This window comes from Cypionkella sp. (assembly GCF_028290025.1).
GTDB lineage: Bacteria > Pseudomonadota > Alphaproteobacteria > Rhodobacterales > Rhodobacteraceae > Cypionkella.
In genome coordinates this window covers 16,746-27,895 of sequence record NZ_JAQGKQ010000029.1, presented here as the reverse complement: position 1 = coordinate 27,895, position 11,150 = coordinate 16,746, and the positions used below count along the sequence as shown (strand labels likewise).

Sequence of the window (11,150 nt, the reverse complement as noted above, 5' to 3'; positions counted from 1 at the left end):
CGGTGTAGAACACGTTTTTCGAGGATTCCTCGCCTTCATACTGCACTGGGTAGAACAGCAGGCCGTTCAACTCTTCGATCACTGGCAGCACGGATTTGCGCGAAACGGACGTCCAGCAGCCGAACATCACGTCAACTTTGGAAACCGTCAGCAGCTCGCGGGCTTTTTCGGCGAACAGCGGCCAATCGGAGGCTGGATCAACCACGACGGCTTCGAGTTGTTTGCCGAGCAGACCGCCTTTGGCATTCTGAGCCTCAATCAGCATCAGCATGGTGTCTTTGAGGGTGGTTTCCGAGATCGCCATCGTGCCCGACAACGAGTGCAGAACGCCGATTTTGATGGTTTCGCCGGCAGCGAAAGCAATGCGCGGCAGCGCCAGCGATGCAATGCCGGAAGCAAGGAGTGCGCGTCTGGTGAGTTTCATAATGGTCCCCTGTTGGGCCCGCTCTGGCACTTCCATTCAAGGGAAGAACGACCATTCTGAGAGGGCAGCTTTTGTTTCAAACATGCGGTTGTGAGGCCGTCTAAACCAATCCCTCCCGCACACCCTTCGCTTGAGCAGACCCAAGCTTTTGCAGCAAAGGCCGGGGTGAGGTGAGCGGCAACGGTCTTGCGCGGGAAACCGCCTGCAAATGCGCGAGGGTTGGGCGGATGCTCGAATTATGGGCGCTGGACAATGCTGCAGCGCAGAAAATGAGCGCGCTTTGAGGGAATCATCCGCGATCGCCGACGCAAAGCGCGAAGAAACCGACATTTGCGCGCGCAGGCTGTTGTGGAACTGGCGGCAAGCTCGGCCTATGATCGCGTTAAAGCAACGAGGGACGCAGGCTATGAGCAATCCGCAGATCCATGGTTTCACCAGTGCCGCGTTTACGCCGTTGCGAGCGGCGTTTGCCGATTGCTTTGGGCTGGGCCAGCATGGCGGCTCGGTCGCGGTGGTGCATCAGGGAGTGCTGGTGGCCGAGTTGTGGTGCGGATTTGCCGATGCGGCGGGCACGCGGGATTGGCAGCAAGATACGCTGGTGAATGTGTGGTCAACGACCAAGGGTATCGCCTCGGTCGCGATGGCGATGTTGGTGGATCGTGGGTTGGTGGATTACGATCAGCCGATGGCGCGGTATTGGCCGGAGTTTGCGGCGGGCGGTAAGGGCGATATTACCGTGGGTGAGGCGTTGTCGCATCAGGGCGGGGTGGACGGTGTGCCCGCGCCGATGGATCTGGCGGGGCTTTATGCAGGCGAGCCCTATGCGCAAGCTTTGGCCGCGATGGAGCCGTTGTGGGAGCCGCGCAGTCGGTCGGTTTACCATGCGATTTCACTCGGCACGCTGATTGCAGAGCCGTTGCGACGGATCACCGGGCAGAGCTTTGGGGCGTTTCTGGCGGATCAGATCGCGGTGCCGCTGGGGGCCGATATTGTCGTAGGGTTGGCGGAAGCCGATGAGGCTCGGGTCGCCGAGATTATCGAGGGGCCGGACACGTTTGACAGCGTGACTCAGGTGCTGGAAAGCGCGCATCCTGATGCATGGGTCAATCCATCTCTGCGGCCAACCGAGCCGAATACGCGGGAATGGCGGGCGGCGGAGATACCGGGCGCGAACGGTCATGCGACGGCCAAGGCGCTGGCGCTGATTTATGGTGATCTGGTGTCGGGGGCGTCAAAGCTGTTGTCGCCTTGGGCGTTGGAGCAAGCGACCAAGCTGCGGTTTGACGGGGTCGATGCGGCGCATGGCGGGCCTGTGGCTTATGGCGCGGGCTTTGGTCTGTTGCAGCAAGACGCGCGACCGGGCAGCTTTGGCCATTCTGGCTGGGGCGGCTGCTTTGGCTTTGCCGATCCTGTGGCGCAGATCGGGATGGGTTACACCACCAATCATATGCTGGGCTTTGGCGACGATGTTGATCCGCGACGCAGGCGGCTGGTCGAATGTGTGTATGCTGTGCTTGATGGTTTGCAATAGGAGGCTTTGATGCACAAACCCCGCGCCCGTGATCTTGGATTGCCGTTTCCGGGGCAAACTGGTCCGTTGAATGCGATCACCGATGTGGCCGGGGTGACGGTTGGATGTGCGACGCTGACCGACCCTTCGCGCGATATGCGCACCGGGGTTACTGCGATCCGTCCGCGCAATGATGCGGGAGTACCGGTGCCGGTTTGGGCTGGGCATTACGCGCTGAACGGCAATGGTGAGATGACCGGCACGCATTGGATCGACGACGCGGGCTATATGATTGGTCCGGTTTGCATCACCAACACGCATGGGGTGGGTGCGGTGCATCACGGGGTGACTCGTTGGATGATTGAGCATTACGCCGAGTTTTTCCGGCAGGATCATGGCTGGGCGATGCCGGTGGTGGCGGAGACTTATGACGGGGTGTTGAACGATATCAATGCGCTGCATGTCACCTCGGATGATGCGATGGCGGCGTTGCTTACGGCGAAGTCGGGACATGTCGGTGAAGGTTCGTGTGGTGGTGGCAACGGCATGATCGCCTATCAGTTCAAGGCGGGGACCGGGACATCGTCGCGGGTGTTTGAAATTGGCGGCAGGCGTTACACGATGGGCTGTCTGGTGCAGGCTAATCACGGGCGGCGGTCGGATTTTCAGGTGCTCGGCAAGCCCGTCGGGCAGTTGATGCCGGAAGGGGTGTTTGAGCGCGGGCTGCCGCAGCGGGAGATGGGGTCGATCATCGTGGTGCTGATCACCGATGCGCCACTGTCGGGGCTGTCGTTGAAGCAGGTGGCGAAGCGAGCGGCGCTGGGGATCGGCCGGGGTGGCACACCGGGGGGCAACTCGTCGGGCGATATTTTTCTGGCGCTATCGGTGGCAAATCCGGGGCCAATGCCGCAGCGGGCGGCGGCGGTGCTTACCAAGACCGAGATCAATGGCGAACTGATTGATCCGCTGTATCTCGCCGCTGTGCAGGCGGTGGAGGAAGCGGTAGTGAATGCGATTGTCGCGGGCGAAGACGTGGCGACGTTCAAACCTGCGGGGCAGATTGTGCCGGGTATCGACACCAAACGGCTGGCCGCGCTGTTCTGATGTTCGATCTGGTGATCTTTGATTGTGACGGTGTGCTGATTGACAGCGAAATAATCTCGGCGCGGATGTTGATTGAGGAATTGGCCAAGCTCGGTGTGCAGATCGACCTTGGCTATGTGGCGCGGTATTTCTTGGGGCGCAGCTATCCAACGGTGATGGAGACGATCCGGCAAGAGTTTAACCTGACGCTGCCGCCGGATTTTGAGGCGCAGTATCGCGCGCGGCTGCTGGACACGTTTGAGCGCGAGTTAAAGATCATGCCGGGTGCGGCTGAGGTGATTGCGCAGATTGGTGTGCCGTTTTGCATTGCAACCTCGTCCAGTCCGATGCGGGCGGCGCGGTCTTTGGGCATGGTGGGGCTGGGGCATCTTGCGAACGATCATCTGTTCACCTCAACTTTGGTGGCGCGGGGTAAGCCTGCGCCGGACCTTTTCCTATATGCCGCGCGACAGATGCGGGCTGATCCGGCGCGGTGTTTGGTGATCGAAGACAGCCTGACCGGGGTGCGCGCTGGGCTTTCGGCAGGTATGCAGGTGTGGCGGTTTACGGGGGGCAGCCATCTGAAAGATCGGGCGTTGGATGAGCCCGAGGATGCCCGCGCGCACTTGAGGTTTGCATCCTTCGCCGAGTTCTACGACATTGCGCCCGAATTGAAGGGGCGAACATGAGCCGCAACGAGCCAGAACCAACGCTGAACGATGATGCCGCGCGGGCGGGCTGGCTGTATTATGTCGGTGGGTTGACGCAAGATCAGATCGCCACCGAGATCGGCGTCAGTCGGCAGCGGGCGCAGCGGCTGGTCAGTCGGGCGATGGCGGAGGGGCTGATCCATGTGCGGCTGAACCATCCTATCGGCGCGTGTCTGGATCTGGAGGCCGAACTGACGGCTCGCTTTGGTCTGATGCGGTGCCGGGTGGTGCCTGGCCTTGGGCCGGGGTCTGACGGGGTGCGCGCGACGGCTCCGGCGGCGGCGGCGGAGTTAGAGCGATTTTTGCGGATGCCAGAGCCGTTGGTGATCGCGCTTGGCACCGGGCGGGCGATGCGGGGCATGGTCGATGCGGTGACGCCGATGGATGCGGATCAGCACCGTCTGGTGTCGCTGATCGGTAACATTGCGCCGGATGGTTCGGCGTCATTCTTCGATGTGGTGATGCGGATTGCCGACAAGGTGCGCGCGCCACATTACCCGATGCCGGTGCCGGTGATCTCACCCACTCCAGCCGAGAACGCGGCATTCCATGCGCTGGGTCCGGTGAAAAAGGTGGTCGATCTGGCGCGGGCGGCGGATGTGATTTTCGTGGGCGTCGGCCAGATGAGCAATGACGCGCCGCTGTTGAAAGACGGGTTCGTCACGCGGCTGGAACTGGATGAGATGCAAGAGGCTGGAGCGGTCGGTGAGGTGGCGGGCTGGGTGTTCGACTCGCGCGGGATTTATCTCGACGTTGGCACCAATATCCGCACAGGTGGTGTGCGGGTCGCGCCGGGGTTGGATCGGCCTTCCATCGGAATTGCTGCGGGTGCATCCAAGGTTCCGGCGATTGCTGGAGCATTGAGAGCGCGTATTATCAATGGCTTGGTGACGGATGAGCCGACCGCGAGGGCGTTATTAAACCGCCTATAATCTTTGCAGATGCGGCGGAAAATGGGGCTTGACGGATTACACCGTTTTGTGAGCATTTACTCAGCAAGCGATGAAATGCTCAATCGCTGATCTGGGAGGATACCAATGAACATGACGCTTCGCGCGCTGCTTGGCGCGACGGCTATGCTTACCCTTGCGGGTCTTGCATCGGCCGAAACCACGATCACAGTTGCCACCGTGAACAATGGTGACATGGTTCGTATGCAAGGGCTGATGGACGATTTCTATGCCAAGAACCCCGACATCAAAGTCGAGTGGGTCACCCTTGAAGAAAACGTGCTGCGCCAGAACGTAACGACCGACATCGCAACCGGTGGCGGCCAATATGACGTGATGACCATCGGCACTTATGAAGTTCCGATCTGGGGCAAACAAGGTTGGCTCGCCAGCTTGAACGATCTGCCCGCTGACTATGACGTTGACGACATTCTGCCCGCTATCCGTGGCGGTCTGACCGTTGACGGCAACCTGCTGGCAGCACCATTCTACGGCGAGTCGTCGATGGTGATGTATCGCAAAGACCTGATGGATGCCGCTGGCCTGAAAATGCCGGACGCGCCAACCTGGGCTGACATCGAAAAAGCGGCTGCGGCGATGACCGACAAGTCGAAAGAGCAGTATGGCATCTGTCTGCGCGGTAAAGCAGGCTGGGGCGAGAACATGGCGTTCTTGACTGCAATGTCGAACTCGTTCGGCGCGCGCTGGTTTGATGAAAACTGGGTGCCTCAGTTCGATCAACCAGAGTGGAAAGCGACGCTCGATTTCTACCTGAACCTGATGACTCAATACGGTCCTCCGGGCGCTTCGAACAACGGCTTCAACGAAAACTTGACGCTGTTCCAACAAGGCAAATGCGGCATGTGGATCGACGCCACTGTTGCGGCTTCGTTCGTGACCGGCAAAGACTCGACGGTTGCAGATAAAGTCGGCTTCGCTCTGGCACCGGACAATGGTCTGGGTAAGCGCGGTAACTGGCTGTGGGCTTGGTCGTTGGCAATCCCAACGTCTTCGCAAAAGCAAGACGCTGCTAAAACCTTCATCAACTGGGCAACCAACAAAGACTATCTGGCACTTGTAGCCTCGAAAGAAGGCTGGGCAAACGTTCCTCCGGGCACGCGCACCTCGCTTTATGCGAATGCTGAATATGCCAAAGTTCCGTTCGCCAAGATGACGATCGACAGCATCAACTCGGCTGACCCGACCAAACCGACTGTGAAGCCGGTGCCTTATGTCGGCGTGCAGTTTGTGGCTATCCCGGAATTTGCGGGCATGGGCACAAGCGTGGGTGAGTTGTTCTCGGCAGCACTTGCTGGTCAATCGACGGCTGATGATGCCTTGGCTGCGGCTCAGGCGTTGGTGACCGACGAGATGACTTCGGCTGGTTACATCAAGTAACTGCCGAATTAAGAGCGAAGGCTGGCACCTCCTCTGTCAGCCTTCCTGCCTTCTCCGCAATCTCCCAAGGTGCGGGGAAGGCATTCAACCCCCGTACTCCCTTCACGTTCCCGGTCATTGCTTCGGAGAATTATCATGGCGACGCAATCTTCCCGCGCCACTGCACGACTCATGGTCGCGCCCTCTGTCGTCCTGCTGTTCATCTGGATGATTGTGCCGCTGGCAATGACGATTTGGTTTTCGTTCCGCATCTATCGCCTGCTTTCGCCTGAACGTTCGGGTTGGGCTGGCGTGCGGAACTATACGTGGTTCTTCAATTCCCCCGACTTCTGGCTGGGCATCAGCAACACGCTATTACTGGTCGGCGGTGTGCTTGCCATCACCATCGTCTTCGGTGTGCTGATCGCGATGCTGATCGACCAACCGGTTTGGGGCCAAGGCCCGCTGCGGATATTGGTGATCTCGCCGTTCTTCGTGATGCCTCCAGTGGCCGCGTCGATCTGGGAAAACCTGTTCATGCACCCACAGAACGGATTGCTCGCCGCCGCTGCCCGAGGATTGGGAGAGCAGCCGATCCTGTTCCTCGAATCCTATCCGATGGCATCCGTTATCTTCATCGTGTCTTGGGAATGGTTGCCGTTTGCCACGCTGATCTTGCTGACAGCCCTGCAATCGCTGTCGTCTGAACAGCTTGAAGCGGCTGAGATGGACGGCGCATCGGCGCTAAGCCGGTTCCGCTATATCACGCTGCCGCATATGACCCGTGCCATTACGGTTGTCATTCTGATCCAGACCATCTTCCTGCTGGGCATCTTCGGTGAGATTTTCACCACCACCCAAGGCGGCCCCGGATCGGCTTCAACCACGCTGCCCTACATGATCTACAAGCAAGCCCTGATCGCCAAGGATATTGGTCGCGCAGCCGCTGGTGGGATCATCGCCGTCGTTCTTGCCAACATTGTCGCCTTCTTCCTCATGCGCAGCATGGGCAAGCATCTAGACGCTTAATAGACGGAGATCACCCTCATGGCCCGCTCAGTCTCGACCCGCCGCAAGCTGTTCTTCACAGTCGCCGCATGGTCAGTCGCATTGCTGATTTTCTTCCCGGTTCTTTGGACCATCCTGACCAGCTTCAAGACCGAAGCGAGTGCGGTTGCCTCGCCCCCGGAACTGCTGGGTGCGGATTGGACATTGCAGAATTATAGCGATGTCTGGGCGCGTTCGGATTATCCGCGCTTCTTCCTGAACTCGGTGATTATTTCGATTGGCTCGACCGTGCTGGGTCTGCTGATCGCTATTCCGGCGGCTTGGTCGATGGCCTTTGTACCGGGGAACAAGACCAAAGACCTGCTGATGTGGATGCTTTCCACCAAGATGATGCCTGCGGCTGCGGTGTTGATCCCGATGTATCTGATCTTCCAGAAAACCGGGCTGTTTGACACGCGCACGGGTCTGGTTCTGGCGCTTATGCTGATGAACCTGCCGGTGATTATCTGGATGCTATACACCTACTTCAAGGAAATCCCCGGTGAGATCCTTGAAGCGGCCCGGATGGACGGTGCCAGCCTGAAAAACGAAGTGCTGTATATCCTGACGCCAATGGCCATTCCCGGCATTGCCTCAACCATGCTGTTGAACATCATTCTGGCTTGGAATGAGGCGTTCTGGACGATCACGCTGACCACGATCAATGCGGCACCGCTTTCCGCCTTTATCGCCAGCTTTTCGGCACCGCAGGGGCTGTTTTACGCCAAGCTTTCGGCAGCTTCGACAATGGCCATCGCGCCAATTCTGATTATGGGCTGGTTCGGCCAGAAACAACTCGTCCGCGGCCTGACGTTCGGCGCGGTGAAGTGAGGAAATCATGGGTAAGATCGTTCTAAAATCGGTTCGCAAATCCTTTGGCGACGTGCATGTCATCCCCTCGGTCGATCTGACGATTGAGAATGGCGAGTTCGTGGTGTTCGTCGGCCCCTCGGGTTGCGGCAAATCCACCTTGCTGCGGTTGATCGCGGGGCTGGAGGATACCACCTCGGGCATCATTGAGATCGACGGCAAGGATGCGACGGCGCTGCCGCCCGCCAAGCGCGGTCTGGCGATGGTGTTCCAAAGCTATGCTTTGTATCCGCATATGACGGTGCGCAAAAACATCATGTTCCCGCTAAAGATGGCAGGGATGGATCTTGCAGCCGCGACCAAGAAGGCCGATGCGGCTGCCAAGGTGTTGAACCTGACCAGCTATATGGAGCGTAAGCCGGGGCAACTTTCCGGCGGTCAGCGTCAGCGCGTTGCTATCGGTCGGGCGATTGTGCGCGAACCAGCGGCGTTTTTGTTCGATGAGCCTTTGTCGAACCTTGACGCGGCGTTGCGCGGCAACATGCGGCTTGAGATTACTGAACTGCACCAAACCCTAAAAACCACGATGATCTATGTGACGCATGATCAGGTTGAAGCCATGACAATGGCCGACAAGATCGTCGTGCTTCAGGCTGGCAATATCGAGCAAGTCGGCAGCCCGCTGGAGCTGTATAACCACCCGGCGAATGCCTTCGTTGCAGGCTTTATCGGCAGCCCGCATATGAACCTGCTGACCGGATCGGATGCGCAGGCCGAAGGTGCGTTGACGATTGGCGTGCGGCCAGAGCATCTGGATATCTCGACCACCGCTGGCAAGTGGAAGGGTGTGGTTTCGGTCGCCGAACTGCTGGGATCTGACACCTTCTTGCACGTTAATGTCGAGGGTCACGGCACGATGACAGTGCGCGGCGGCGGCGATGTGAACCTGCGCCACGGCGACACGGTTTATCTGACGCCACAACCCGACAAAATGCACCGCTTTGGCACAGACGGAAAGGCACTGGCATGAGGCTGGCTGGCAAAACTGCCCTTATCACCGGCTCTGCCCGTGGCATCGGGCTGGAGTTTGCCCGCGCCTATATCGCCGAAGGGGCCACGGTTGCTTTGGCTGATATCAATGCCGAGGCGGTTGCGAAAGCCGCCGCCTCATTGGGGCCGAAAGCCATTGGCATCCAGCTGGATGTGACCTCGCAAGCCTCAATCGACGCAGGCTTTGCGACGGCGATTGAGCAAATGGGGTCGTTGGATATTCTTGTGAACAACGCGGCGTTGTTCTCGGCTGCCCCGATTGCCGAGATTACCCGCGCCGATTATGAACGTTTGTTCGCAGTGAATGTGTCCGGCACGATGTTCTGTATGCAGGCTGCGGCAAAGCACATGATTGCGCGTGGAAAAGGCGGTAAAATCATCAACATGGCGTCTCAGGCGGGGCGTCGGGGTGAGGGCCTGGTTGCGGTCTATTGTGCGACCAAAGCCGCAGTGATTAGCCTGACACAAAGTGCTGGTCTGGGGCTGATCGAGCACAAGATCAACGTCAACGCGATTGCCCCCGGTGTGGTGGATGGCGAGCATTGGGACGGCGTCGATGCGTTTTTCGCCAAATACGAAAACCTTCAGCCCGGTGAGAAGAAACGTCAGGTGGGCAACGCCGTGCCGTTTGGGCGGATGGGCACCGCCGCAGATTTGACGGGCATGGCGATTTTTCTCGCCACGCCCGAGGCTGAATACATCGTCGCGCAATGCTTCGGCGTTGACGGCGGCAACTGGATGGCATGATTATGAATAATGGTTCACAAACGGCAAAGTTGCCAGCTTATGATCGCTCTAAACTGACCGCTGGGATCGTGCATATCGGTCTGGGCAACTTTCATCGCGCGCATATGGCGGTGTATCTCGACGATCTGTTCGCGATGGGTTTGGCGCATGATTGGGCGATCCTTGGCGCTGGAGTGCGCGAAGGCGATGCGCGGATGCGGGAAGCGATGTTGGCGCAAGATTGCCTGTCGTCGATTATTGAGTTGGACCCGAAAGGCAGATCCGCGCGCCGTATTGGTTCGATGATCGGCTTTATCGAAGTGCAAGCTGACAATGCCGCGCTGATCGTTGCGATGGCAAAGCCTGAAATCCGTATCGTGAGCCTGACCGTTACCGAAGGCGGCTATTTCATTGACCCTGCGACTGGCGAGTTTGACCCGACCGCGCCGGAAATCGTAGCCGATGCCGCGAACCCGCATCGCACCGCATTTGGCGCGATTATTGCGGCGCTGAAGCTGCGTCGTGCCGCTGGTATTGCGCCGTTTACCGTGATGTCTTGCGATAACTTGCCGGGCAATGGTCATGTCGCCGAGGCCGCCGTGGTTGGGCTTGCGCGGCTGTCGGACGCTGAACTCGCCGATTGGATCAAGGCTAACGTGGCCTTCCCGAACGGCATGGTTGACCGTATCACCCCGGCGACTGGCCCGCGTGAACGTCAGATGGCTGCGGCTTTCGGGCTTGGCGACGATCCGGTTCCGGTGACGTGCGAGCCGTTCCGCCAATGGGTGCTAGAGGATAATTTCCCCGCAGGTCGCCCGCCTTTGCAAAAAGTCGGCGTCACGCTTTCTAACAATGTTCACGCCTATGAGGCGATGAAGATACGCATCCTGAACGGCGGCCATGCCACCATCGCTTATCCGGGCGGGCTGCTTGATATCGAGTTTGTGCATGAGGCGATGGCGCATCCGTTGATCCTCGGCTTCCTCAACAAGCTGGAAACGACCGAGATTATCCCAACCGTAGCACCGGTGCCTGACACCAATCTGGTCGATTACTATGCCAAGATCGTTGAGCGGTTCTCGAACCCCGAAGTTGCCGATACCGAGCGGCGTTTGTGTCTTGATGGATCGAACCGTCAGCCAAAGTTTATCGTGCCGCCTTTGCGCGACCGTCTGGCGGCGGGGCAATCCTGCGATGGTCTGGCTTTGGTCAGCGCGCTCTGGTGCCGCTATTGCACCGGCACGTCGGATAAAGGCACCTATATCCCGCCGAACGATCCGAATTGGGAAGCGTTGCAGACGATTGCAAAGGCCGCGCAGAGCAATCCGCAGGCTTGGCTGGATCAGCGCACGATTTACGGTGACCTTGCTGACAATGCCATCTTCCAGAAAGCCTTTGCCACTCAACTTGCCCGAGTCCGCGATGAAGGCACCGAAGCGGCACTGCGCGCTTACATCGGTTGA

At 58.9% G+C, this 11,150-nt stretch carries 11 protein-coding genes; 10 read left to right on the top strand and 1 reads right to left on the bottom strand.

The window, feature by feature from the left end; translation table 11 throughout:
* The coding region (locus tag JWS10_RS04135) for a transporter substrate-binding protein (RefSeq protein ID WP_299505063.1) at positions 1-424 on the bottom strand (424 nt) is incomplete at its 3' end.
* A 406-nt stretch (positions 425-830) separates the two neighbouring features.
* Here JWS10_RS04135 and JWS10_RS04130 point away from each other — a divergent pair.
* The 10 genes from JWS10_RS04130 to JWS10_RS04085 all read left to right on the top strand — a co-directional run bounded on the left by JWS10_RS04130 (position 831) and on the right by JWS10_RS04085 (position 11,150).
* Positions 831-1,955, top strand: a complete 1,125-nt coding sequence (locus JWS10_RS04130) for a serine hydrolase domain-containing protein (protein WP_299505061.1) — start codon at positions 831-833, stop codon at positions 1,953-1,955.
* 9 nt (positions 1,956-1,964) lie between these two features.
* A complete protein-coding gene (locus JWS10_RS04125; RefSeq protein WP_299505060.1) occupies positions 1,965-3,038 on the top strand; it encodes a P1 family peptidase in 1,074 nt (357 codons plus the stop codon).
* Positions 3,038-3,706: an HAD family hydrolase gene (locus JWS10_RS04120; protein WP_299505059.1), complete on the top strand. Its 669-nt coding sequence runs from the start codon at positions 3,038-3,040 to the stop codon at positions 3,704-3,706. Before JWS10_RS04125 ends, JWS10_RS04120 begins: the two co-directional genes overlap by 1 nt.
* Positions 3,703-4,659 (top strand): sugar-binding transcriptional regulator, encoded by a 957-nt coding sequence (locus JWS10_RS04115; protein ID WP_299505058.1) that lies wholly within the window; start codon positions 3,703-3,705, stop codon positions 4,657-4,659. Before JWS10_RS04120 ends, JWS10_RS04115 begins: the two co-directional genes overlap by 4 nt.
* 105 nt (positions 4,660-4,764) lie before the next feature.
* Entirely contained in the window at positions 4,765-6,075 is a 1,311-nt protein-coding gene (locus JWS10_RS04110) for a sugar ABC transporter substrate-binding protein (RefSeq protein WP_299481833.1), read from the top strand.
* A gap of 135 nt (positions 6,076-6,210) precedes the next feature.
* On the top strand, positions 6,211-7,083 hold the full coding sequence (locus JWS10_RS04105; protein ID WP_299505056.1) for a carbohydrate ABC transporter permease: 873 nt from the start codon (positions 6,211-6,213) through the stop codon (positions 7,081-7,083).
* An 18-nt stretch (positions 7,084-7,101) separates the two neighbouring features.
* On the top strand, positions 7,102-7,932 hold the full coding sequence (locus JWS10_RS04100) for a carbohydrate ABC transporter permease (RefSeq protein ID WP_299505054.1): 831 nt from the start codon (positions 7,102-7,104) through the stop codon (positions 7,930-7,932).
* Between the two features lie 7 nt (positions 7,933-7,939).
* Entirely contained in the window at positions 7,940-8,941 is a 1,002-nt protein-coding gene (locus JWS10_RS04095) for an ABC transporter ATP-binding protein (protein WP_299505052.1), read from the top strand.
* Positions 8,938-9,708 carry an L-iditol 2-dehydrogenase gene (locus JWS10_RS04090; RefSeq protein ID WP_299505050.1) on the top strand — a complete coding sequence of 257 codons (771 nt, stop codon included), beginning with the start codon at positions 8,938-8,940 and terminating at the stop codon, positions 9,706-9,708. The genes JWS10_RS04095 and JWS10_RS04090 overlap by 4 nt, the downstream gene beginning before the upstream one ends.
* Before the next feature lie 2 nt (positions 9,709-9,710).
* Positions 9,711-11,150 (top strand): mannitol dehydrogenase family protein, encoded by a 1,440-nt coding sequence (locus JWS10_RS04085; RefSeq protein ID WP_299505048.1) that lies wholly within the window; start codon positions 9,711-9,713, stop codon positions 11,148-11,150.

What these genes read in the sequence shown, in the direction of transcription:
- JWS10_RS04130 (WP_299505061.1), top strand. Translation starts at nt 831, where the DNA reads ATGAGCAATCCGCAGATCCATGGTTTCACCAGTGCCGCGTTTACGCCG.
- JWS10_RS04125 (WP_299505060.1), top strand. Translation starts at nt 1,965, where the DNA reads ATGCACAAACCCCGCGCCCGTGATCTTGGATTGCCGTTTCCGGGGCAA.
- JWS10_RS04120 (WP_299505059.1), top strand. Translation starts at nt 3,038, where the DNA reads ATGTTCGATCTGGTGATCTTTGATTGTGACGGTGTGCTGATTGACAGC.
- JWS10_RS04115 (WP_299505058.1), top strand. Translation starts at nt 3,703, where the DNA reads ATGAGCCGCAACGAGCCAGAACCAACGCTGAACGATGATGCCGCGCGG.
- JWS10_RS04110 (WP_299481833.1), top strand. Translation starts at nt 4,765, where the DNA reads ATGAACATGACGCTTCGCGCGCTGCTTGGCGCGACGGCTATGCTTACC.
- JWS10_RS04105 (WP_299505056.1), top strand. Translation starts at nt 6,211, where the DNA reads ATGGCGACGCAATCTTCCCGCGCCACTGCACGACTCATGGTCGCGCCC.
- JWS10_RS04100 (WP_299505054.1), top strand. Translation starts at nt 7,102, where the DNA reads ATGGCCCGCTCAGTCTCGACCCGCCGCAAGCTGTTCTTCACAGTCGCC.
- JWS10_RS04095 (WP_299505052.1), top strand. Translation starts at nt 7,940, where the DNA reads ATGGGTAAGATCGTTCTAAAATCGGTTCGCAAATCCTTTGGCGACGTG.
- JWS10_RS04090 (WP_299505050.1), top strand. Translation starts at nt 8,938, where the DNA reads ATGAGGCTGGCTGGCAAAACTGCCCTTATCACCGGCTCTGCCCGTGGC.
- JWS10_RS04085 (WP_299505048.1), top strand. Translation starts at nt 9,711, where the DNA reads ATGAATAATGGTTCACAAACGGCAAAGTTGCCAGCTTATGATCGCTCT.